The organism is Micromonospora sp. NPDC000207 (assembly GCF_040300925.1).
Classification (GTDB): Bacteria; Actinomycetota; Actinomycetes; order Mycobacteriales; family Micromonosporaceae; genus Micromonospora.
Genome location: NZ_JBEPEQ010000078.1, coordinates 1 through 22,074, shown reverse-complemented (window position 1 = coordinate 22,074; position 22,074 = coordinate 1). Strand labels below are relative to the sequence as shown.

Below are 22,074 nucleotides of genomic sequence, written 5' to 3'. Positions count from 1 at the left end.
TTCGATCTCGGTGGCCACGTTGTAGTACGACTCGGCGCGCAGGAAGAACCCGGTGCGGGGGTCGGCGTACCGGGCGGTAGCGAGATGCCGCGCACGAACACCGGCGATCACCTCCGGTCCGGGGTGACGCCGGATGCCTCGGTGACCTCGCCGCTCATGTACCAGACGACAGGCTGTCGTCCGGTACACGAGCGGCTCGGTGGTCCGTGTCGGTGCAACGCCACGGGTGGCTATCGGGCCGGTGCGGTGACCATGAGCGCGGCGACCGCCTCGACGGTGTCCGGATGTGCGGCGAGCAGCGTAGCCGCCCCGGCCGCTGCGCCACCCTCCGGTTCCGGGTCGACGTGTCGCCATCCGCCGGTGCACCCGAACCGGGTGGCGACAGCGTCCACCGCGTCCGGGTGGGCGGCGAGGAGGGCGCCGACCCGGCCGACCGGGGCGGCCCGACGGGTGGACCCTGCCGTCGGTGTCGGGCGTTGCCACGGCGGGACCCATCCGTCCAGTTCGGGGAGGGTGCCGGGGAATGTCCGCCCCGCCTCCCGGACCAGCAACGGCACCAGCTCCGGCCCCTGCTCCCGCAGGGTGGTGATCAGGGTGGGCAGCCAGGGCAGCAGCACCGGGTCGGGCAACCGGGCGAAGGCCGTCGACATGGTCTCCACCACGAAGGGGGTCAGGCTCGGCACCGGCTCCAGGGCGTGCACGAAACCGGCGAGATACCGGGGGAAGGCCGGCACCACCAGCGGGTTGTCCAGCAACTGTGCGCACCGGGTTCGCAGCTCGGCCAGGGGTAGGGTGCCGAGCTGGTGTCGGGCCGCCCACGCCAGGGCCACCTTCCCCGGCTCCTCCGGATGCGACTGGGCGACGGCGAGTTCGAGCTGGGACCGGTCGCAGCCCAACGCGATGGCCAGGCTCTCCATGCTGAACAGGAAGCCCAACATCGCTCCGACCTGCCTGGTACTGCTCTCCGCGTCGACGAAGGCGGTCGGCAGCAGGGTGCAGTAGTGGGCGTACCCGGTGGTCGCGAAGGCCTCGCACCAGGCCGGCAGCTCCGGCGCGGTGGCCCGGTAGTGGGCCAGCAGCCGCCGGATCCGCCGCAGCACCTCGGGTGCGTCGTCGACGCTCCGCTCGGCGGCCAGCAGCTCGACCGCCCGGCCCCCCAACTCGTCCACCAGGCGCGGGCTGCCGAGCAGGCAGATGGCGTTCTCGACGGCGGCGAGGGCGGTGGCGGCCGTCGCCGTCGGACCACGGACCTCGCGGCGCAGGCGCAGCTCCAGCACCTGCTCCACTGTGACGCCCTCGTACCCCAGCTCGATGAGGGCCCGCTGGTCGCGGCCGAGGGCCAGGTCCCAGCTCTCCTGAATCGACCGGTGCCCGAGCCGCCGTTCGCCCATGATCGGGCGGACCGTGGCCGGGGGCAGCAGGAACCGCAGCATCCACAACAGGTCGGAGCAGGCGCCCAGCTCCGGGTCGGCCTTCAGGTCCAGCAGTGCCCGGCTCATGGTCCGTTTCTGCAGGTCCAGCCCGAGGGGACTCAGCCGGTCCAGCACGTCCCGGGCCAACGGGGGGAGGGAGTCGTAGCCGACCTGCCCGACCCGGTCCCCGCCGAGCAGGATCTCGCAGAGCCGGCGGACGTCCCGCCGCCCCGGCACCACGTCCTTCTCGATGCAGGTCACCGCCGCGTCGGTGAAGTCGTACGGGGTGGGCCGGGCCCGGTTGCGCATCCCCGCGAGAAGGATCGAGTGCTCGAAGACCGCGATCGCGTCGGCGGTGCTGGCCAGGTACCCGTTGCGGCGGGCGAGCCGGACGATGTCCACGCACCAGGCGCGCAGCTCCGCCTCGTCCAGTCCGTCCACCGGTGCGGGTGTGGCGAGGAACCCGGTCAGCCGGTCGGTCACCGGGTCGACGGTGCCCGTACCCGGGGTGGGGGTCGCACCTGTGGACCCGGTGGCCGCCGTACCGGCCCGTCGACGGCTGCGCCCGTCGGACTGCCCGGCCAGCCGGTACGGCTTGACCCTGGACCGGCCGACCGCCCTCGTCCACGTCGCCGCCGCGATCGACACCGAACCCGGTGCCAGGCCGAACTGCGCCTCGATGGCCGAGTGGCTGGACGGGATCAGCCCATACCGCCAGGTGGTGTCAGTGCGGGGGGTGATGTCGAAGTCCGGGGCGGTGGATCCCAGCCCGAACTGCTCGACCCGGCTGGCGGCGTGGAACGCACCGCAGACGTACAGGCAGTCCGCCGGGTCGGCACCGGAGTCGGCCAGGTGCTGCCGGATCCGGGTCCACATGTAGCGTTCCCGGTCCTCGTCCCGGTCGTGGCGCTGGGAGTCGCCCGGCCGCAGCCGCCGGAACAGGCTGCCGATCAGCACCATCACCTGCCGGTACGTGTCGTAGTCGGCGTCGACGAGGGGACGCTCGACGTACTGGTCCCACCACTCCGACCAGTGTCGGACCTTGCCGTGGTGGAGCAGGTGAGCCTGCAGTTCGGCGAACCGGGGACGCAGGTCGCCGATCTCCAACCCGACCGAGTCTCCATGCAGCTGCGCCTCCTCGGCGGACCCACCCGACGCCTCGGGCGCAACCGAAGCGTCGCCGTCCCCGCCCGGTGCGGCGCGGTGCCGGGGTGACCACTGGAAGACGTGGTCGGTGGACCGGTCCACCAGGACCAGTTCCACCCCGGGCGTCTCCAGCGCGTACGCGATGGCCTGGTACTCGGCGGAGGCCTCGGTGACCGGGGCGATGACGCTCAGTGGGGCCCAGTCGACGGGGAATCCGTCCAGCTCCGAGGCGAACGCCTGCACTGCCACCGGGAGCCGACAGTTGCGCAGTTCACCGAGGAGCGGCCGGAGGTCCTCGCAGAGTTCCAGGTAGATCACCTTGGGCTGCTTCACCCGTAGCCGGCGCAGCATGGCCAACCCGGAGGCGGGCGAGTGGTGGCAGACCGGAAAGATCTCCAACCGCTCGCCCAGCGCCCGGTCGACGTCGTCGACGATGCCGGCGAGGATCTCGGCCAGCGCGTCGGGGGAACCGGCGAAGGTCATGGCAGCCTCGGTGAGCTGCCCGCGCAGCTCACCGAAGGGGCCGGACTCCGTGGGCACCGACACCGTGCTCACGACAGTGACGTGATCGCCTGGCGACCACCGTCGAGGAACTCCGACCACTCGCCGCCGTCCTGCTTGGCGCGGGGCTCCACCACCCCGTGCAGGTACTTGTTGAGGATGGCCAGGTCCTCCGGGCTGCGGCGGGCCAGGGACCCGACCAGGGACCCGGCGAGGGTCTGCGGGCGCAGGGTCCGGTCCCCGAAGAACTGGCTGTGCAGGATGGCGTCCTCCAGGACCCCGATCTGCTCGGCGGTGGACAGGGCCGACTCCAGCTTCTCGTCGTCGCTGGTCGCCGCGGCGGAGGCGGCCCGCAGGTCGGCGAAGCTCTGGAGCAGGATGTCCAGCAGGTTGGGCGGCACCGCCAGGTCGATCTGGTGGCGGCGCAGCAGCTCCTCGGTACGGAACCGGACGATCTCCGCCTCGCTCTTCTTGTTCGACACCACCGGGATACGGACGAAGTTGAACCGTCGCTTGAGGGCCGAGGAGAGGTCGTTGACCCCCCGGTCCCGGCTGTTGGCGGTGGCTATGATGGAGAAGCCGGGCTGGGCGAAGACGATGTTGTCGTCCTTCAGCTCGGGGATGGAGACGTACTTCTCCGACAGGATGGAGATCAGGGCGTCCTGGACGTCGCTGGTGGAGCGGGTCAGCTCCTCGAACCGGCCGATCACCCCCTGCTCCATCGCGTTCATGATCGGGGAGGGGATCATCGAGTCCCGGGACTGGCCCTTCGCGATGACCATCGAGACGTTCCACGAGTACTTGATGTGGTCCTCGGTGGTGCCGGCGGTGCCCTGCACCACGAGGGTGGAGTTGCGGCAGATCGCGGCGGCCAGCAGCTCGGCCAGCCAGCTCTTGCCGGTGCCGGGGTCACCGATGAGCAGCAGTCCCCGGTCCGAGGCCAGGGTCACGATGCTGCGTTCGACGAAACTGCGGTCTCCGAACCACTTCTGGTCGATCTTCCGGTCCAGGCCGTCGGCGCGTTCGGAGCCGAGGATGAACAACCGGACCATGTTCGGGCTCAGCCGCCAGGAGAACGGCTTCGGGCCGGTGTCGACCGACTCCAGGTAGTCGAGCTCCTCGGCGTACTTGGTCTCGGCGGGGGCGCGCAGCATTTCGGACATGCCTGGATCTCCTAGGTGAGGAAGCTCTTGAGCTCGAAGACGAGTTTGCGGATGTGGCCGGAGAGGACCGGGGTGCCGAGGTCCTTGAGCCGCTGCCGGAACCACGGGTTGACGCTCTGTTTGTTGGAGCTGTTGACCGAGCCCACCGGGATGAACCGCACCCCGGAGCGGTGCACCGACTCGATTCCGTCGAACAGTGCCTGGGAGCGACCGAACTCGTAGAAGTCCGAGATCCAGACCATGACGGTGTTCCTGGGTTCGGCGATCTTGGGCTGGGCCATCGCCATCGCGACCGGGCCGTCGTTGCCGCCGCCGAGTTTGGTACGCAGCAGCACCTCGAACGGGTCGTGCACCCAGGGAGTCAGGTCCAGCGCCCGAGTGTCGAAGGCGATCAGGTGCACATCCACCTTCGGCAGCCCGGCGAAGATCGAGGCGAGGATGGTGCAGTTCACCATCGAGTCGACCATCGACCCCGACTGGTCCACCACCACGATCAGGCGGGACGGGGTGGTCTTGCGGGCGGTCTGCCGGTAGTAGAGCCGATCGACGTAGAGCCGCTCGTCCTCCGGACTCCAGTTGGTCAGGTTCTGCCAGATGGTGCGGTCCAGGTCGAGGTTGCGGTACACCCGCTTCGGCGGGACCGACCGGTCGATGGTGCCGACACTGGTCTGCTCCACCTGGGTACGCAGCACCTCGGCCACCTCGTCGACGTACCGCCGGATCAGCGACTTGGCGTTGGCCAGCGCCACCCCGGACAGGTTCGACTTGTCCCGCAGCAACTGCTCGATCAGCGACATGCTCGGGGTGAGCTGGCGGGCCAGGGTCGGGTCGGCCAGGACCTCCCGTAGCCGCATCCGGCTGACCAGGTCGCCTTCGAGCCCGGCGAGGGTGGCACCCAGTCCGGAGCCCTCCGCGCGCAGCTGGCCCGGCTCGAACCCGAGGGCTCGCTCGAACCAGCCGGCGTCCGACTGCCACCCGGCGAGTTGCCCGGCGGTGACCGCGCCGGAGCCGGTGGCGAAGACGTTGAGCAGCAACTTCGACACCAGCGCGGCCCGGCGTACCTCAGCCTCACCGACCTGGCCCGAAAGGGTGTCGTCCGGTGTGGTGTCGTCCGGTGCGGCGGCGGTGGTGTCCGGTGCGGTGGTGGTGTCCGACCCGGTGGTGGCGTCGGCGTCGGTGAGGAGGCCGCCGAACTCGTCGGCGAGGGCGGGGAACCGCTGGACCACGGAGTCGACGGATACCGTCGGGTCCAGCAGGGCGGCGGGCAGGCCGAGGTCGTCGACGACCGCCATGCTCGCCGTCTCCAGGGTGGCCTGTTCGTTGCTGTCGAACAGGCGGGACAGCAGCCGCCAGTAGAGCACCTGGCGGCGGTTGGCGTCGGCGCCGCCGGTCGGGGAGTCGGTCATCGGCGCAGCAACCGTCCGGCTCGCGCGCGCAGCACTGCGACGACGTCGCCCGCCTTGGCCTCGGCCTTCGCCGCCTTCGGATCAGTGATGCCGTCCGCCCAGTCGCCGTTGTGCGCCTCGACGGCACGTTTGCGCACCGTCGCCCGGACCGCCAGCGGCTGCACCGACCAGCCGCCGTCGTCCCAACGGGCCAGGCCCAGGCAGGCAGTGGAGGCGGTGACCAGTTCCAGGGTGAGCGGGCCGCAGGCCGGCAGCCGGTCGACAGCCACGCCGATGCGCTGACCGCCGAGGTCGAGGTGGACCCCGTCGTCGTCGCTCCCGACCGTGTAGCCCTCCAACAGCACCGGCTCGGCGATGACGGCCGGGTGCCGGTCCAGTGCGGCGGCGGCCGAGGTGGTGGCGGCGGCGAGAAGCACCCGGGCGGTGGCGAACGGGTCGGCCGGCTCGCCGACTTCCACCTGGTCGTCGATCCAGGACACGTCGCCGCCCTGCTCGGGCAGGTCGGTGACGGTCACGGAACGCCGCTGGGCCAGCACGCTCAGCAGGACGGGGTGAGCCCCGAAGAGCTTCCACACCGCCGGGCCGACGACGGTGTCGGTCTTCGCGGCACCGACAGCGGTCCGCACCACCCGGGGCGCCGTCCCGTCCGTCGGTTCCAGGATCGCGTGCAGCAGGATCTGCACCGCCGTGTCGTGTTCGTGGACCTCGACGCCGAGCGGCAGCAACCGGCCGGAGACCCGCATCGTGGTGCGGGTCGGCACCGACCCCTGGGTGAGGAGCATCCCCCGGGCCCACAGGTCGGCCCAACGGCGTACCGGAACCTGCGGCATCGTGGAGACCGGGACACAGGCCCGCAGCTCTGCGGCGAACCCGTCGAGCAGGACGGCGAGCCGACGCCACTGTGGCACGGCGAGGGCCGCCTCGACCGGGGTGTCCGCGGCGGTGAGCAACTCGCTGTCGACGCCGGCCCAGCCGACGAGCGCCACCTCGTGCAACCAGGCCCGTGCCGCGGCAGCGGCCCCGAGGCCCGATGCCTCGACCGGGTCCTCCTGCGGCCCGGCGGTACGGTCCCGTGCGAGGGCGGCGTCGAGCTGGCCGAGCAGCGCGTCGTGCGCCGCGCCGAGCAACGCCGAACGGGCCCCGGCCAGCACGGCGAGATGCTCGGCCGTGCCGGAACCGGTGCCGGCCTTGCCAGCCGCCTCCGCCACCGCCCCGGCCAGCGGCGTGCCGGCGAAGGCGTCGGCGAACGCGGTCAGGGTCGCCGCCTCCGGCTCACCGATCCGGGCGAAGCCCTGCGCCAGGACGTCGTCGAAGCCATCCACCACGGCGAGGGCGTCGGAGAGTCCCACCGGCGGGTCGGCGTGCAGCGCCGCGAGCGTGGTGCCCAGCATCAGCGGACCCCCGCCGTCGCCGGGAACCAGTGCAGCTCCGGCAGGATCCCGTCGCTGCCGGGTACCTCCAGGTACGCCAGGTGACGCAGGAACCGGGCGAACACCACAGCCCCCGGCCCCGGCTCGTGCCGGCAGTTCGCCCGGCGGAGCAGATCGAACCCGGACTCCGCCCCGTCACCGATGTCGATCCGCAGGTAGCGGGCGATCCGGTCGACGCCGTACTGCAGGATCGCCTCGTCGGCCAGGGCGACCAGGTGTTTGCAGGGCCGGCCGGACAGCCCGCCGCAGGGACGGTTGTTGTTGGTGCTGCAGTGGAAGGCGTGCGTCTCCGCGGTGAACCACGACACGTAGACCCGCTCCGCGCTCGACCCGCTGGACACCACGCCCTGCAACCGGCCCTCGGCCAACTCGACGAAGGGCACCTTGGCCAGCTTGCGGGCGCGGGCGGGCGGCACCACCCGCACCACGCTGCGCCGCTGCCCCCCGGCTCGTTCTGCGTCCGTCACCATTCGTGCCTCCCACCTGCCGAAAAACCCACGTCGACCGTGCCGGTGCCGACGCCGGCCGGAGCCGGCGCCGCCGTGACGACAAGGATCATGAAACACGGGTACGACAACTCCGGACCCACCCGGGGCACGTCACCCTCCGTGTTCGAAAGTCCGGCCGTCGGCGTCGCCCGGCCCACTGGCGCACCGCTGGTTCCTCGCCGTTGCGGTCTGTCCGATTGCGGACTCCCGTCGGTGCGCGATGCTCCACTGTGGTCTGCGGGTGCCGGCCCTGTTACCGTGCGTTGTCGTAAGACTCTCCCCGGTAACTGCAGCCGTGCGCTGCGTCAGACTAGGAGCGTCAATGCGTCCCACCACCCACGTCAGCGCCGCCGTCCCCCGTCGACCCCGTGATCTCCTCGCCGCCGTGCTGACTGTGGTCGTCGCGGTCACCGTCACCGCGACGGCACCGGCCCACGCCGCACCGGTCACCGGAAGTGACCGTCTCCCACGCCCCTACCGCGCCGTCGACCTCGGGTTCCCCGCAGGTCCCGACCACCTGGCCGTCAACGATCGGGGGCAGGTCGTCGGCGGAAGGTTCCTCTGGCAGAACGGACGCTTCGAGCTGATGTCCGTCCCGGCCGACGTCGAATGGTTCCACGGTGCCGACATCAACGAGAGAGGGGTGGTGGCGGGCCGGGTGCCGTCGTCAGCCGGCCACGAGGCGGCGATCTGGCACAACGGCCGGGTGACCAGGCTGGGAGCGCTCGCCGGGGTCAGTGCGGCGTACTCCCTCAACGACCGCAACGTCGTCGTCGGCTTCACCGAGGGACCGATGGCGGCCGACAACACCTTCGTCTGGCGCAACGGCGAGATGAGCTGGGTGCAGTCAAACAACATCTACTGGGGCAGCCCGGCGTTCGTCAACAACTGGGAGGACATCGTCGTCCAGTACGACGACGCCTGGTCGCCGGTCTGCGTGTGCTACGGAGGTCGCTGGCACAAGGGTGAGCTGACCCTGCTGGGAACGCTCGGCGCGCGGTCCTACAACGAGCCGGCGGACGTCAACAACCGGCGCGAGATCGTCGGATACTCGCACACCGCCGACCGGGTCGAGCGGGCCTACCTGTGGCGCGACGGGGTCATCCGCGATCTCGGCACCCTGGGTGGTCCGAGCGGTCGGGCGGTGGCGATCAGCGACCTCGGCGAGATCATCGGGCACGCCGACACCGCAGACGGGCAGCGGCGGCCCTTCCTGTGGCGCAACGGTCGGATGCTCGACCTGACCACACTGGGTCTGCGCGCCACCGACCAGGTCGTCGACATCAACATCCGGGGTCAGATCGTCGGGCTGCGCGACGGCCGGGCCACGCTCTTCGTCCGTTCCTGACCGGCGTCGGCCGAGCGGCCCGTCAAGCCCGTCCCGGTCACCGTGCGGGCAGTCGCAGCAGCAACGTTCGGCCGCGCTGCTCGACCAGGTCGAGCGGGACGGGCGCGCCCCCGGGACGGTGGAAGAGGCGGACCCCGTCGCCGAGCAGGACCGGCACGATCGTCACCAGGATCTCGTCGAGCAGTCCGGCCTCGACGCACTGCCGGGCCACGTCGGCCCCGAGGACCGCCACCAGCCGGTCACCGGCCGCCGCCCGGGCTGTGGCCACGGCGGTGGCCAGGTCGTCGGAGAACGTCACGTCCGGCACCGGCTCCGCCGGGGCGTGGTGGGTGAGCACGACGCTCGGGCCGGACCACTGGCCGCCGTAAGCGCCCTCCTGGTCGGTGCCCCGGTTGGGGTCGTCACCCCGGAAGGTCCGGGCGCCGACGAAAAGCGCGCCGACCTGGGGAACCAGGTCGGCCGTCAGCCCGGCGTCGTCGGTCAGGTACGGGGTGGCCCAGGACATGTCCCCGCCGGGGCCGGCGATGAACCCGTCCAGGGACATCGAGCACTGGTACTGAAGCCTGCTCACGTTTCCCCCAACCCCCTGACCTGTCCTCACACAGTAGACGGATCCGGTGGGCCGCACCGGCCCCCGGCACCGGACGCCCCGGAGCGGGACACCTCGGCACCGGACGCCCCGGAGCAGAACACCTCGGCACCGGTTACCCCGGCACCGATCGTGACGACCGGGAGGGTCCGGGTCGGGTGGCCGACCGCAGCCGGCACCCCGGCGACGGGCCAGACGGCCGGGATGCGTTCCAGGACCCCACCGGCGAAGACCTCTCGCAGGCCCAGGGGCTTGAGGTGGACGTACCCGATGTGGCAGTCGCAGACCGCCGTGGTGCAGTCCCGCTGACGCAGGGCGGCCCGCCAGGACCCGTCGTACAGGTTCCCGATCGGCTCGGGCAGGAAGTGGCACCGGCGTACCGTCCCGTCGCCCGCCACCGAGACGGCGGTCTCCCCGGCGTGGCAGGGCCGACCCAGCGACGGATGGGGTCGGACGCTGTACCCGAACAGGGGGTCCAGGGCCGTCCAGACGGCCTCCTCGGCGGGGTCGTACGTCAGCCCCTCGGCGGCGTTGACCCACAGGTACACCGACTCGGGGAGGGCGGCCCGCAGGGCGCGGGCCTCGGCCAGGTGCTCGGGCAGCCCCACCACCCCCACCGAGTACCGGATCCCCAGCTCGTCCAGGCTGGCGCACCGGGCCAGGAACCTCTCCCTGGCGACCTGACCGGGGTGGTAGGTGCTCCACAGGGCCACCCGGTCCGGGGCGGCCTCGGCGAGCCACTCCACCCGGGCCGCCAGGTTGGTCTGGATCACCACCCGGTCGAGGTGCGGCAGGTGGGACAGCTCCACCATCGCCCTCCGGTACCAGCTGCGGGACAGCCCCTCGCCCCAGGGGGTGAACAGGACCGACAGCCGCAGGTCGGTGGCGGCGGCCACCCAGTCGGTGAACCGGGTCAGGGCGGCCCGGTCGGCGGCCAGCAGCTGCGGGGGGTCGTGCCGCTTCGCGAAGGGACAGTAGGGGCAGTCGTAGTTGCAACTGGCCAAAGGTCCCCGGTAGAGGATCGTCAGGTTCACCGCAGCGCGTACCCCCGCATGGCGTGCCGGACCGCCTCGGAGGTGAGCCAGGGTCCGACGGCGTCGGAGCGGGCCAGCCCGGCCGGGGTCAGCCGCAGCCCGCCCTCGGTGGCCCAACCCCGTTCGACCAGGTGGGACAGGTCGGGGAAGTCCTCGGCGGGTGGAGTGCCGAACCGGGCCTGGTAGGCGGCGGCGTCCACCCCCTCCACCCGCAGCAGCGACTTGAGCAGCCAGCGACGCCGCTGCTCCACGGCGTCCAGGCGGTACCCGAACTCGGCGTACCGGAAGTCGGTGGCGGGGCGGGCCAGGTAGTCGGCGAGGACCGCCCGGACCTCGGTGATACCGACCGCGTAGTCGAAGGAGTAGTGCAGCCCGGTGGTGTAGGAGCGGGCCCCGCAGCCCAACCCCACCATCCCGTCGTCCTGGCAGCAGTAGTCCGGGCCGTCCGGGGCGGGCACGTCGGCCCGGCGGAACTGCCGCATCGACTCCTGCCGGTATCCGGCGGCGGTGAGGATCTCGACCGCCTGCTCGTAGCGGGCCAGGCGCTCGGCGTCCCAGTCCGCGCGGCGGTGGGACCGTCGACCGAGCCCGGTCAGGGGACGCACGTACAGGGGGTAGAGGTACAGCTCCTCGGGGTGCCAGGCCAGGGCGGCCCGCAGGCTCTGCGCCCAGGTCGCCGGGGTCTGCCCGTCGATGCCGTAGATCAGGTCGATGTTGAGCACCGGGACACCGGCGGCCCGGATCGCGGTGAGGGCGGCCTCCACCTCGGTACGCCGCTGGGGGCGGCCGGCGGCGCGGGCCTCGACGTCCAGGAAGCTCTGCACCCCGATGCTGACCCGGGTGACGCCGTGGGCGGCGAGGACTGCCAGCCGGTCGGGGGTGGCCGTCGCGGGGGAGGTCTCCACCGACAGGGGCACCCCTGGCAGTCGGGCTCCCAGGGTGCCGGTGGCGATGTCGAACAGGTCGGTCAGCTCGTCGGCGGTGAGATAGGTGGGAGTGCCTCCGCCGAAGGCGACCCGGGCCCAGCCGGTGGCGTCCCCGAGGGAGTCGGCGACCTGTTCGGCCTGTCGACGGAGCTGGCCGAGGTAGGCGGTGACCTGGTCGGCGGGGGCCCCGGTGCGGGTGAACAGATTGCAGAAGCCGCACCGCATCTCGCAGTAGGGGATGTGCAGGTAGAGGAAGAGGGAGTCGCGGGGTTCGTCCTTCCACACCCCGGCCAGGTCGGGGCGGGGGCGCAGCGCTCGGTAGGAGGTCTTGTGCGGGTAGGCGTAGAGGTACTGCTGGTACGGAGAGCCGTCCAGCGCGTTGTCGTCGCTTGTCACCGTTCTCCAGGAGGCAGGGTGAAGTGGGCGTACGGAACTGTCCACACCACGTCGTGGCCGATGCGGTGGCCGACGTGTCCGTCCTCTCCGTACGCGGTGCCGTGGTCGGCGCAGATGATCGTGAACACCGGTCGGCTCCGGCTGGTGAGCAGGGCGAAGAGCCTGTCGACGCGGCTGTCGACGTACTCCAGGGCGGCGGCGTGGCTGGCCCGGTCGTCGTCGCTCGCGCCCGGCAGGTAGTGCCGGTTGGGTTGGTGCATGGCGGCGACGTTGAGGAACGTGAACAACGGCCGGTCGGCCGGTACGCCGGGCAGGACCTCGGTCAGCCTGTCGAGTTGGGCGTCCAGGCAGTCGGGGGCGGTGACCCCGAACCCGGGCTCCCAGTGGGCCTCGGCGAACAGTCCCGGCAGGACCGCCCCGAGGGGGGTACGCCTGTTGAAGAACCCGACCCCGCCCAGGCAGAGGGTGTGGTAGCCGACCCCGGCGAGCGCGGTGGGCAGGTCGGGGGCCTCGAACACCCAGGTGTCGGCGCCGGAGGTCTCGCTGCCGGGGAAGGCCGCCGCGTAGAGCCGGTCGTGGTGGCCGGGGGTGACCGGGGTGGGCAGGAAACCGGCGAAGAAGGCGTGGTGGGCGGCGTAGGTGAAGCTGGCGGGAGAGTGCCGGCGTTCCCACCGGCCGCCGGGCAGCGCCCTGGTCAGCCGTGGGGTACGCCCGGTCGAGGCCAGCTCCGCCGCCACGTCGTAGCGCAGCGTGTCCAGGGTGACCAGGGCCAGGTCGTGGCTGCCGATCAGACTGCGCATCCGGCCACCTCCCGTTCGGACGTCGACCCGGTCCGGCCCCCGAGGTCACCTGCCGCCTTGGCCCGACAGACGTCACCGGCCGCCTCGGGTCGACAGCCGTCACCCGCCGCCTCGGGTCGACCGGCAGCCGTCCGCCACCGCGACCATCGGCCGGTGGTCAGGGCGTGGACCTGCTCGGCGTAGGTGTCCCGGCCGTCGGTGCGGACGCCGGGCAGCAGGTCGCCGAAGGCGTTGACCTCGGCCACGGCGTGCCGTCGCCACCCGACCAGGAACATCAGGTCGACCCCGACGTGGAGGCTGCCGGGGAAACACCCGGCGACCTGTTCGCAGGTCTGCATCGCCGCCGCCCAGGCGGTCGGCCCGGCGGCGGCCCTCAGTTCGGCCAGGTCCCCCCGGGCGTTGCCCAGGTGCAGGTTGGTCAACGGTCCCCGGGCGGCCCGGACGACGACGTGGGTGGGTCGTCCGGCGACCACCACCACCCGCAGGTCCACCACCCGGTCGGCGAGCCCGACCTTGGGGAGCCACCGCTCCACGTGCAGCCCCTCCGGGGCGAGCCGGTCGACGAGGGCGGCGACCGTCGCCTCGTCGTCGTAGCGGCGGACCCGCAGCGAGTTGAACAGCCCGTCCGGGGCCACCTCGATCGGGGTGACCGCCTGGATCCGGTGGGGGCCGACGGTCAGGGCGATCACCCCGGCCGCCGACGACCCGTGGGCGGGTTTGACGAAGACCCGACGCCACCGGGCCTGGTCCATCGCCGCCCGGAGTTGGTCGTAGCCGTGGATCGGGCCGAGGGCGGGCGGGACCGGCACCCCGGCGGCGGCCAGTCGGGCGTGGCAGCGCCGTTTGTCGCAGAGGACCGCCACCTCCGTCGGGTCGTTGAGCAGGTCCGCGCCCCCGTCGGCGACCCGGGCCACCCCGTCGACGAGTCCCGCGTACGTGTCGGACAGTCCGAGCAGTTCGCCGTGGCGGGCCGGGGTCGCCGCCCGGCGGAGCAGGCGGTCCACCAGGGGGTTCTCACCGGGGGAGTCGATGCGGACCGTGGCGTCGGGGCCGGGCGGTCCGGCCGCCCCGGTGAGCAGGTCCGCCCAGGCCAGGATGGTCGGAGTGGGCAGGCCGGAGGCCCGGACGGCGTCGGTGAACAGGGTGACCCGCCGGTTCTCCGGGTTGCCGACGACGGTCAGCTGCATGCCGGTGCATCCAGTCGGCGGGCGGCGCCTGTCACTGTCGGCTCACTCCCCGACGGCGGTGAACCGGTACTGCCGGTCACCGTAGACGTGGACCTCCTGCGGGTCGGTGACGTCGACCTCGACGGTGGGCAGGGCGGCGACCACCCGGGCCGCGCACTCCTCGGAGAGGAAGTGGTGGCTCAGATCGAGGCGGCTCAGGTGGGTCAGGGGCCGCCCGGCCAGCAGCGCCTCGCCGCCGGTGTCGGTGAGGACCCCCTTGGAGAGGTCGAGGGTCTCCAGTTGCGCGACGACCGGGGCGTCGGCCACCACCCGGGCGATGTCGTCGGCGTTCTCGGCGTTGCAGATCGCCAGGTGGCGCAGGGCCGGCACCCGGTCACCGGCCAGCAGGTCGGCGAGGTCGGCAGGGGTGGTGTCGCCTCCGTAGTCGGACTGGCCGAGCCACAGGTCGAGGCGGTGCAGGTGGGGCAGGTCGCTGGCGGCCACCGCCCGGGACACGTGGCCGGGCAGCCCGCCGGTCTGGATCACCAGTTCCCGCAGCCCCTCGTGGCGGACCGGTTCCATCCGCAGTTCGTTGCCGCCGCGCACCCACAGGGTCTCCAGCTGCGGGTAGGCCCGCAGGATGCCGGTGATGTCGTCGTGGGTGATCCAGGAGATCTCGCACTGCTCACCGATCAGGTCGGCGAGGAAGAGGTGGCGCAGGTCGGTCCACTCGGTGGCCGCCTCGACCAGGAGACCCACCGGCAGGGCGGACTCGTAGGCCGCTCCCCACTCGCCGATCACCAGGGCCCGGACCGACTCGGCGGGCACCTCGTGGCGGAAGGCGGCGACGAGGTCGGCGAAGACCTCCGGTTCGGCGTCGAAGTCCTCGATCTCCAGTCGCCAGGCGACGGGGGGCAGCTCCTCGGGCAGGGCCATTCCCGGATCGAAGGGCACCACGGGTGCCCCCGCGAACGACGTCAGGTGAGAGCTGATCACAACGACCTCCGGATGGGGTGCAACGGCGGGCGCGACGGTAGCAGGGGTGACCGACACATTGGTCGGCACCTTGCCCCTCCGACAGGTGATCCTCTACGGTCTGACCAGCGGTTTGGTGTAGTCCGCCGGTCCCGTCCCCGCCCCTGCGAGGGGTGTCGCACGCCGCCGGGGCCCGTCGAGCCGGGAGTCTCCGTGTTTCTCACCCCGCACGAGCAGGAACGGTTGCTCGTCCACGTCGCCGCCGACGTCGCCCGTCGACGCCGCGAGCGTGGACTGCGCCTCAACTACCCGGAGGCCGTGGCCATCCTCACCGCGTACCTGCTGGAGGGAGCGCGGGACGGTCGGACCGTGGTGGACCTGATGGCCGCCGGGCGGACGGTCCTCACCCGCGAGGACGTCCAGGAGGGCATCCCGGAGCTGCTGAAGGAGGTGCAGGTGGAGGCGACGTTCCCGGACGGCACCAAGCTGGTGACGGTGCACCACCCGATCCCGTGATCCCCGGGGAGATCCTGCCCGCCGACGGGCCGGTGGAGATCAACGCGGGGCGACCGGTGACCACCCTGCTGGTGGTCAACACCGCCGACCGTCCGGTGCAGGTCGGGTCGCACTACCACTTCGCCGAGACCAACCCGGCGCTGGACTTCGACAGGGCCGCCGCCTGGGGGCAGCGGCTGGCCGTACCGGCGGGCACGTCGGTGCGTTTCGAGCCGGGCGTCAGTCGCCGCGTCGACCTGGTGCCGTTGGGCGGGGACCGGGTGGTGCCCGGTCTGCGCGGCGAGTGCGCCGGGCCGTTGGACGCCGGTGGGGGACGACGCACCGACGCAGGGGAAGGGGAGGTCCGGTGAGCTTCGTCGACCGGCGTCGCTACGCCGACCTGTACGGCCCGACCACCGGCGACCGGATCCGGCTGGCCGACACCAACCTGCTGATCGAGGTGGAGACCGACCACTGCGTCGGCGGTGACGAGGTGGTCTTCGGCGGCGGGAAGGTGATCCGCGAGTCGATGGGCCAGTCCCGGGCCACCCGCGCCGAGGGTGCCCTGGACACCGTCGTCACCGGCGCGGTGATCCTCGACCACTGGGGGGTCGTGAAGGCGGACGTCGGGCTGCGCGACGGTCGGATCGTCGCCCTCGGTCGGGCAGGTAACCCGGACACCATGCCCGGGGTCCATCCCGACCTGGTCATCGGACCGGCCACCGAGGTCATCGCCGGCAACGGACGGATCCTGACCGCCGGTGCCGTCGACACCCACGTGCACTTCATCTGCCCGCAGCTGGTCGACGAGGCGTTGGCGGGTGGGGTCACCACACTGGTCGGCGGCGGTACCGGACCGGCCGAGGGGACCCGGGCCACCACCGTCACCCCGAACGCGTGGCACCTGGCCCGGATGCACGAGGCGTTGGACGCGTACCCGGTCAACGTGCTCCTGCTCGGTAAGGGCAACACGGTCTCCCCGGAGGCGCTGTGGGAGCAGTTGCGGGCCGGGGCGGGCGGTTTCAAGCTGCACGAGGACTGGGGGACCACCCCGGCGGCGATCGACGCCTGCCTGCGGGTGGCCGACGCCTCCGGGGTGCAGGTGTCGATCCACACCGACACCCTCAACGAGGCCGGGTTCGTCGCCGACACCCTGCGGGCGATAGCGGGGCGGGCGATCCACTCGTACCACACGGAGGGGGCGGGGGGTGGGCACGCGCCGGACATCATCACTGTGGCCGGTGAGCCGAACGTCCTGCCGTCGTCGACGAACCCGACCCGGCCGTACACCCGCAACACCCTCGCCGAGCACCTCGACATGCTGATGGTCTGCCACCACCTCAACCCGGCGGTGCCGGAGGACCTGGCGTTCGCGGAGAGCCGGATCAGACCGTCCACGATGGCCGCCGAGGACCTCCTGCACGACCTGGGGGCGATCTCGATCATCGGGTCCGACTCGCAGGCGATGGGTCGCATCGGTGAGGTGGTCCTGCGGACCTGGCAGAGCGCACACGTGATGAAGGCCAGGGTGGGGGCGCTGCCCGGCGACGGTCGGGCGGACAACCACCGGGCCCGCCGGTACGTCGCCAAGTACACCATCTGCGCGGCGATGGCCAACGGGTTGGAGGCCGAGGTCGGCTCCGTCGAGCCGGGAAAGCTGGCCGACCTGGTGCTCTGGGATCCGGCGTTCTTCGGCGTACGCCCCTCGCTGGTGCTCAAGGGCGGCATGATCGCGTACGCGCAGATGGGGGACGCGAACGCCTCGATCCCCACCCCGCAGCCGGTGCTGCCGCGTCCGATGTTCGGTGCCGGTGCGGTGCCGGCCGCCGCCACCAGCCTCGCCTTCGTGGCCCCGGCGGCGTTGGAGGCGGGACTGTCGTGGGACGTCCGGCGTCGGGTGGTGCCGGTGGCTGACGTCAGGTCCCGGGGCAAGGCCGACCTGCCGAACAACGGGGCGATGCCCCGCATCGAGGTCGACCCGGACACCTTCACGGTCCGGATCGACGGCGAGGTGGTGGAGCCGGACCCGGTGTCGGAGCTGCCCATGGCCCAGCGTTACTTCCTGTTCTGATGACCGGCGTGACGGCCCCGTCGACGATGGTGCTCCTGTTGGCCGACGGGCGTTTCCCGGCGGGCGCCCACGCCCACTCCGGGGGGCTGGAGGCGGCGGTGGTGGCGGGCCGGGTCCGCGACCTGGCGACCCTGGAGGGGTTCCTGCGGGGGCGGCTGGCCACCGCCGGGCTGGTCGGGGCGGCGTTCGCCGCGGCGGCCCACCGCGCCGTGGTCTCGGCGGCCACCGCCCGGCCCGTGCCGGATCCCGGTCGGCCCGTGCCGGACGGGGGTCGGCCCGGATCGGAGACCGACAGGTGGGGCGGGTCGGAGGCCGACAGGCGGGGCGTGCTGGCCCGGCTCGACGTCGAACTGGACGCGCGTACCGCTGCTGTGGCGCTGCGGTCGGTCTCCCGCCGTCAGGGGCGGGCGCTGCTGCGCGCCGGACGGTCCATCTGGCCGTCGGCCCCCTGGGACGACCTGCCGACCGCCGGTGGGGGGCCGCACCAACCGTTGGTGTGGGGGCTGGTCGGTGCCGCCGCCGGGGCGACCCGGGCGCAGACCGCGTCGGTGGTGGCCTACCAGACGGTGACCGGGGCGGCCAGCGCCGGTGTCCGGCTGCTTGGCCTCGACCCGTACCGGGTGCAGGTGCTGCTCGTCGACCTGGCCGGTGCCTGCGACGCCACCGCCGCCGAGGCGACCCGGGCCGCCGACGATCCCCCCGAGCGGCTCCCGGCCGCCGCAGCTCCACTGACCGACGTCCATGCCGAGCTCCACGCCACCTGGGAGGTGCGTCTCTTTGCGTCCTGAACAGAGTCCCGACCACGACGAGACGGTTCCGCACACCCACCCCGAACCCGGGGTGGATCCGCACGCGCCGCTGCCGGCGACCGGCCGGGCGCTGCGGGTGGGTGTCGGGGGCCCGGTCGGCTCCGGCAAGACCGCCCTGGTCGCCGCGCTGTGTCGGGTCTTCGCCGACGAGCTGCGCCTCGGGGTGGTGACCAACGACATCTACACCACCGAGGACGCGGACTTCCTGAAGCGGGCCGGCGTGCTCGATCCGGCCCGGATCCGGGCGGTGGAGACCGGTTGTTGTCCGCACACCGCCATCCGCGACGACATCGGGGCGAACCTCGACGCGGTGGACGAACTCGACGAGGAGTTCGGACCGTTGGACCTGGTCCTGGTGGAGAGCGGTGGGGACAACCTGACCGCCACCTTCAGCCGGGGACTGGTCGACAGGCAGATCTTCGTGGTGGACGTCGCCGGTGGGGACAAGGTGCCCCGCAAGGGCGGCCCCGGGGTGACCGCCGCCGACCTGCTGGTGATCAACAAGACCGACCTGGCTGCGCTGGTCGGCGCGGACCTCCAGGTCATGGAACGCGACGCCCGGGCCCGGCGTGGGGACCTGCCGACGGTGTTCCTGTCCATCACCGCCGACCCGCAGGCCGGGCAGGTCGCCACCTGGATCCGCCACGAGCTTGCCCACCACCGGGCCGGGCCGTCGGCAGTCGCTGTCACACAGCGTTGATGCGTTCGGTCGCCCGGCTGGTGGCCCGCCCGGACGGGCGGGGCGGCACCCGCCTCACCGAGCTGGCCGGGGAGCCGCCGTTGCTGCTGCGTCAGACCGGGCACCGCGACGGCGTCGCCGAGGTGTACGTGGTGGGCGCGGCAGCCGGTCCGCTGGCCGGTGACGACCTGCGGCTGGAGGTCGAGGTGACGGCGGGTGCGGCGGTACGGGTGCACACCGTCGCCGCCTCGGTCGCCCTGCCCGGCCGCCCCGGTGCCGGTCGGTCCCGGATGTCGGTGCGGGCCCGGGTGGCCGCCGGGGCCGCCCTGCACTGGCTGCCGGAGCAGACGGTGGCGGCGGCCGGTTGCGCGCACCACGCCGAGTCGTGGGTGGAGTTGGCCGAGGGGGCGGTGCTGACCTGGCGGGACGAGCTGGTCTGCGGCCGGTACGCCGAACGGCCCGGCGACGCCGTGGTGGGCACCTACGTCGACCACGCCGGAGCGCCGCTGCTGCGTCAGTCGCTGGCGGTGGGGCCGACAGCGCCCGGCTGGGACGGTGCGGCGGTCCTCGGCGGTGCCGTGGCCACCGGTTCCCTGCTGCTGGTCCGGCCGGGTCGGGTGGCCGGACCCCCGTGGGTGCATCCCGACGGCACAGTGGCCCGGCTCCCGCTCGCCGGTGGTCCCGCCGATCTCTGGACGGCGACGGCCCCGGACGCGCACCTGCTGCGCGAGCTTCTGAGCCCCGTCGACGCCGACCCGCCGGGTCGGTCGGGGCCTTGAAATCTTGGCGCGCCGGGGATGATGCTGTCCGCACGCACATCTACAGATGTCGATGCGGAGGTTCCGGATGCGTCGCAACCCGATCGTCACCCTCGCCACCCTCGTCCTGCTCCTTGTCACACCGGTGGGCACGGCCCACGCCCAGCCGCCGTCGGCCCCCGACGCCGCAGCGGCGGCGACGGTGCTCGCCACGATCCGGACCCCCGGCACCGCCTGGGGCCCCGACCCGGCCACCGGTCGGATGACCCTGACCGTCGACGACACCGTCGCCCCGGCCGACCTGGCGGCGCTGCGGGTCACCGCCGCACGGACCGGGGCGGTGCTGCGCCGCGAGCCGGGACGGCTGCGCACCCTGATCGCCGGGGGTGAGGCGATCCACGCCGGCACCGGCCGCTGTTCACTGGGGGCCAACGTCCGCCGGGGGAACACCTCCTACGCCGTCACCGCCGGGCACTGCACCGCCTCGGCCGCCACCTGGTACGCCGACAGCGCCCGGACCAGCCCGCTCGGCCCCCGGGTGGGCAGCAGCTTCCCCGGCAACGACTACGGGCTGATCCAGCACACCGGCTCTCTGCCCCGGCCCAGCGCGGTCTGGACCTACCCGGGTCTGCTGCCGATCGGCAACGTCGGCAACCCCTCCGTCGGGCAGGCGGTGTGTCGCAGCGGTGCCACCACGGGGTTCGGTGCGGCACCGTGACCGCCCTCAACCAGACGGTGAACTACGCCCAGGGCTCGGTCTCGGGGCTGATCCGGACCAACATCTGTGCCGAACCCGGCGACAGCGGCGGCCCCCTCTACGCCGCCTCGACCGGCACCATCCTCGGCATCCTCTCCGGCGGCAGCGGAAACTGCACCGTCGGCGGGTCCACGTACTACCAGCCGATCACCGAGATCCTCGCCGCGTACGGGGTGACGGTGCCCTGAGGGTGAGGTCGACGGCGGGTGGGGTGGACCCGCCCGCCCGCCGTCCGGTCGACACGGGTCAGTCGCCCAGTGCCCGGCGCAGGTTCGCGCCGAAGACGTCGGCCCGTTCGGACGGGGAGAGCCCGTCCAGCCCGACCGGTTCCAGGGTCTGGGCGAACGAGACGTGGTCGAGGCTGGGGGGGAAGTCCGACCCCCAGTAGAGCCGTCGGGTGCCGAACCGTTCCAGGAGCACCTCGACGTACGGGGCCGCCGCCGCGTGCGGCCAGGCGTGGGCGGGGTCGCTGACCGCGTACAGGCCGGAGATCTTCACCCCGACGTGCGGGAGCCGGGCCAGGTCGAGCAGCGGGGCCAGGGCTTCGGCGGCGTCCGCGCCGGACGGCACGGTGGCCCGGGTCCCGGGGAGCCCGAGGTGGCTGAGGAGCACCGGGCAGTCCGGCACGGCGGTGAGCGCGTCGGCGAGCCGCCCGGTCGCCGCCGGGGTGGCGTTCAGGCTGATCACCGCGCGGGTCCGGGTGAGGACGGGTGCGACGGTGCCGAGCCAGGCGGCGAACTCGTCCGCCCGGTCGGTGTCGGTCGGGTACGCCGCGACGCCCACGAATCCGGCCGCCCGCCACCGGTGCAGACGCTGCTCGGGCACCCCTGTCGACGGGACGTAGGCGACCGGGGCGATCCAGTCGTGCGTGGCGGCCAGGGCACCCAGGTGGTCGTTGTTGCCGACGAAGCGGGGTTCGCCCTCGTAGCCGACGACCAGTGCCCGGTCGATGCGGTGTTCGCGTCGGATGTCCTGATAAATCGCTACCTCCTCACCCCCGGCGGGAGAGCGGCCGTAACGGCCCGGATACCCGTCGGCGAAGAGGTGCAGGTGGGCGTCAGCACGTTCCATGGTCACGGACCATAACCCAGTTTTCGCCTGGTTATTGACGTGGGGACCCCCCTGACTTAGGTTCTTGTCTCAATTAGGTCCGGATTGCAGGCCGTGAGCGAGAGGTGAGCCGGGTGACGCTGGGAAGCGACGAGGTCGATGAGCTGGTACGGCTGCGGCGTCAGCTCCATCACCACCCCGAGCTGCGGTTTACGGAGCACGAGACGGCCCGGTTGTTGGCCGACAAGCTTCGGCCGTTCGGCCGGGTCCAGACCGGAATGGCCGGTACGGGCCTCCTTCTTGAGGTGGAAGGCACCAATCCCGGACCCAAGGTCCTTCTTCGGGCCGATATGGATGCCTATCCCGTCCAGGATGCCAAGACCGAGCCGTACGCCTCCACGAACGACGGGGTCTGCCACGCCTGCGGACACGACGTGCACATGACCGTCGCGTACGGGGTGGCCGCCCGACTCGCCGCCGACCCGCCGCCCCGGGGTTCGGTCACCGTCCTGTTCCAACCGGCCGAGGAGATCCCCTTCGGCGAGGCCTCCGGAGCCGCCGCCGTCCTCGCCGACGACGCGCTGCGCGGGCGGCGGTACGACGCCGTCCTCGGCCTGCACTGCTGGCCGGACCTGCCGGTAGGCACCCTCGGGGTGGACCGGGCCACCCCGAGGG

22 protein-coding genes are annotated in these 22,074 nt (G+C 72.6%); 10 read left to right on the top strand and 12 right to left on the bottom strand.

Annotated elements, in window-relative coordinates; all coding sequences use genetic code 11:
• Positions 1 to 230: 230 nt before the first annotated feature.
• The 5 genes from ABT336_RS19060 to ABT336_RS19040 are packed head-to-tail and all read right to left on the bottom strand — an operon-like array spanning position 231 to position 7,486.
• Entirely contained in the window at positions 231 to 3,104 is a 2,874-nt protein-coding gene (locus ABT336_RS19060; protein WP_350897964.1) for a DUF5682 family protein, read from the bottom strand.
• A 5-nt stretch (positions 3,105 to 3,109) separates the two neighbouring features.
• Positions 3,110 to 4,222 (bottom strand): ATP-binding protein, encoded by a 1,113-nt coding sequence (locus ABT336_RS19055; protein ID WP_350897952.1) that lies wholly within the window; start codon positions 4,220 to 4,222, stop codon positions 3,110 to 3,112.
• An 11-nt stretch (positions 4,223 to 4,233) separates the two neighbouring features.
• Complete coding sequence (locus ABT336_RS19050; protein WP_350897951.1) at positions 4,234 to 5,628, bottom strand: vWA domain-containing protein; 1,395 nt, start codon at positions 5,626 to 5,628, stop codon at positions 4,234 to 4,236.
• Positions 5,625 to 7,019, bottom strand: coding sequence for a hypothetical protein (locus tag ABT336_RS19045; protein WP_350897950.1), 1,395 nt, complete (start codon positions 7,017 to 7,019; stop codon positions 5,625 to 5,627). Before ABT336_RS19045 ends, ABT336_RS19050 begins: the two co-directional genes overlap by 4 nt.
• Entirely contained in the window at positions 7,019 to 7,486 is a 468-nt protein-coding gene (locus tag ABT336_RS19040) for a hypothetical protein (RefSeq protein ID WP_350897963.1), read from the bottom strand. The genes ABT336_RS19045 and ABT336_RS19040 overlap by 1 nt, the downstream gene beginning before the upstream one ends.
• A gap of 382 nt (positions 7,487 to 7,868) precedes the next feature.
• On the opposite strand from ABT336_RS19040, the gene ABT336_RS19035 reads away from it, so the two are divergent.
• Complete coding sequence (locus tag ABT336_RS19035) at positions 7,869 to 8,894, top strand: hypothetical protein (RefSeq protein ID WP_350897949.1); 1,026 nt, start codon at positions 7,869 to 7,871, stop codon at positions 8,892 to 8,894.
• A 37-nt stretch (positions 8,895 to 8,931) separates the two neighbouring features.
• On the opposite strand, the gene ABT336_RS19030 is transcribed toward ABT336_RS19035, so the two are convergent.
• From ABT336_RS19030 to ABT336_RS19005, 6 genes are read right to left on the bottom strand one after another with little or no spacing between them, the layout of a single operon-like run.
• On the bottom strand, positions 8,932 to 9,465 hold the full coding sequence (locus ABT336_RS19030) for a dihydrofolate reductase family protein (RefSeq protein WP_350897948.1): 534 nt from the start codon (positions 9,463 to 9,465) through the stop codon (positions 8,932 to 8,934).
• Positions 9,466 to 9,491: 26 nt separating this feature from the next.
• The gene (locus ABT336_RS19025; RefSeq protein ID WP_350897947.1) at positions 9,492 to 10,517 is read right to left on the bottom strand and encodes an STM4011 family radical SAM protein; all 1,026 of its coding nucleotides are present in this window, start codon (positions 10,515 to 10,517) and stop codon (positions 9,492 to 9,494) included.
• Positions 10,514 to 11,839, bottom strand: a complete 1,326-nt coding sequence (locus ABT336_RS19020; RefSeq protein ID WP_350897946.1) for an STM4012 family radical SAM protein — start codon at positions 11,837 to 11,839, stop codon at positions 10,514 to 10,516. The genes ABT336_RS19025 and ABT336_RS19020 overlap by 4 nt, the downstream gene beginning before the upstream one ends.
• A complete protein-coding gene (locus ABT336_RS19015; protein ID WP_350897945.1) occupies positions 11,836 to 12,639 on the bottom strand; it encodes an STM4013/SEN3800 family hydrolase in 804 nt (267 codons plus the stop codon). The genes ABT336_RS19020 and ABT336_RS19015 overlap by 4 nt, the downstream gene beginning before the upstream one ends.
• Positions 12,627 to 13,826, bottom strand: a complete 1,200-nt coding sequence (locus ABT336_RS19010; protein ID WP_350897944.1) for an STM4014 family protein — start codon at positions 13,824 to 13,826, stop codon at positions 12,627 to 12,629. The genes ABT336_RS19015 and ABT336_RS19010 overlap by 13 nt, the downstream gene beginning before the upstream one ends.
• Before the next feature lie 42 nt (positions 13,827 to 13,868).
• Positions 13,869 to 14,801, bottom strand: a complete 933-nt coding sequence (locus ABT336_RS19005) for an STM4015 family protein (protein ID WP_350897943.1) — start codon at positions 14,799 to 14,801, stop codon at positions 13,869 to 13,871.
• Positions 14,802 to 14,993: 192 nt separating this feature from the next.
• Here ABT336_RS19005 and ABT336_RS19000 point away from each other — a divergent pair, with 192 nt between their 5' ends.
• From ABT336_RS19000 to ABT336_RS27560, 8 genes are all read left to right on the top strand, one after another.
• Complete coding sequence (locus ABT336_RS19000; protein WP_350897942.1) at positions 14,994 to 15,296, top strand: urease subunit gamma; 303 nt, start codon at positions 14,994 to 14,996, stop codon at positions 15,294 to 15,296.
• Positions 15,293 to 15,646, top strand: coding sequence for an urease subunit beta (locus ABT336_RS18995; RefSeq protein WP_350897941.1), 354 nt, complete (start codon positions 15,293 to 15,295; stop codon positions 15,644 to 15,646). Before ABT336_RS19000 ends, ABT336_RS18995 begins: the two co-directional genes overlap by 4 nt.
• A complete protein-coding gene (locus tag ABT336_RS18990; protein WP_350897940.1) occupies positions 15,643 to 17,346 on the top strand; it encodes an urease subunit alpha in 1,704 nt (567 codons plus the stop codon). The genes ABT336_RS18995 and ABT336_RS18990 overlap by 4 nt, the downstream gene beginning before the upstream one ends.
• Positions 17,346 to 18,134 carry an urease accessory protein UreF gene (locus tag ABT336_RS18985; RefSeq protein WP_350897939.1) on the top strand — a complete coding sequence of 263 codons (789 nt, stop codon included), beginning with the start codon at positions 17,346 to 17,348 and terminating at the stop codon, positions 18,132 to 18,134. Before ABT336_RS18990 ends, ABT336_RS18985 begins: the two co-directional genes overlap by 1 nt.
• Positions 18,124 to 18,855 (top strand): urease accessory protein UreG, encoded by a 732-nt coding sequence (ureG, locus tag ABT336_RS18980; protein ID WP_350897938.1) that lies wholly within the window; start codon positions 18,124 to 18,126, stop codon positions 18,853 to 18,855. The genes ABT336_RS18985 and ureG overlap by 11 nt, the downstream gene beginning before the upstream one ends.
• Positions 18,855 to 19,613, top strand: coding sequence for an urease accessory protein UreD (locus ABT336_RS18975; RefSeq protein WP_350897937.1), 759 nt, complete (start codon positions 18,855 to 18,857; stop codon positions 19,611 to 19,613). Before ureG ends, ABT336_RS18975 begins: the two co-directional genes overlap by 1 nt.
• A gap of 67 nt (positions 19,614 to 19,680) precedes the next feature.
• Complete coding sequence (locus tag ABT336_RS18970) at positions 19,681 to 20,310, top strand: S1 family peptidase (RefSeq protein WP_502891206.1); 630 nt, start codon at positions 19,681 to 19,683, stop codon at positions 20,308 to 20,310.
• Positions 20,307 to 20,537, top strand: coding sequence for a S1 family peptidase (locus ABT336_RS27560; protein ID WP_502891205.1), 231 nt, complete (start codon positions 20,307 to 20,309; stop codon positions 20,535 to 20,537). The genes ABT336_RS18970 and ABT336_RS27560 overlap by 4 nt, the downstream gene beginning before the upstream one ends.
• Before the next feature lie 58 nt (positions 20,538 to 20,595).
• Here ABT336_RS27560 and ABT336_RS18965 read toward each other — a convergent pair whose 3' ends face one another.
• The gene (locus ABT336_RS18965; RefSeq protein ID WP_350897936.1) at positions 20,596 to 21,420 is read right to left on the bottom strand and encodes an amidohydrolase family protein; all 825 of its coding nucleotides are present in this window, start codon (positions 21,418 to 21,420) and stop codon (positions 20,596 to 20,598) included.
• Between the two features lie 113 nt (positions 21,421 to 21,533).
• Between ABT336_RS18965 and ABT336_RS18960 the strand changes: the two genes are divergently transcribed.
• The coding region (locus tag ABT336_RS18960; RefSeq protein ID WP_350897935.1) for a M20 metallopeptidase family protein at positions 21,534 to 22,074 on the top strand (541 nt) is incomplete at its 3' end.

Coding starts and splice junctions, on each gene's coding strand:
- ABT336_RS19010 (WP_350897944.1), bottom strand. CDS start 13,826: ATGCAGCTGACCGTCGTCGGCAACCCGGAGAACCGGCGGGTCACCCTG.
- ABT336_RS19015 (WP_350897945.1), bottom strand. CDS start 12,639: ATGCGCAGTCTGATCGGCAGCCACGACCTGGCCCTGGTCACCCTGGAC.
- ABT336_RS19055 (WP_350897952.1), bottom strand. CDS start 4,222: ATGTCCGAAATGCTGCGCGCCCCCGCCGAGACCAAGTACGCCGAGGAG.
- ABT336_RS19050 (WP_350897951.1), bottom strand. CDS start 5,628: ATGACCGACTCCCCGACCGGCGGCGCCGACGCCAACCGCCGCCAGGTG.
- ABT336_RS18985 (WP_350897939.1), top strand. CDS start 17,346: ATGACCGGCGTGACGGCCCCGTCGACGATGGTGCTCCTGTTGGCCGAC.
- ABT336_RS19045 (WP_350897950.1), bottom strand. CDS start 7,019: ATGCTGGGCACCACGCTCGCGGCGCTGCACGCCGACCCGCCGGTGGGA.
- ABT336_RS19035 (WP_350897949.1), top strand. CDS start 7,869: ATGCGTCCCACCACCCACGTCAGCGCCGCCGTCCCCCGTCGACCCCGT.
- ABT336_RS18965 (WP_350897936.1), bottom strand. CDS start 21,420: ATGGAACGTGCTGACGCCCACCTGCACCTCTTCGCCGACGGGTATCCG.
- ABT336_RS18970 (WP_502891206.1), top strand. CDS start 19,681: ATGCGTCGCAACCCGATCGTCACCCTCGCCACCCTCGTCCTGCTCCTT.
- ABT336_RS18975 (WP_350897937.1), top strand. CDS start 18,855: ATGCGTTCGGTCGCCCGGCTGGTGGCCCGCCCGGACGGGCGGGGCGGC.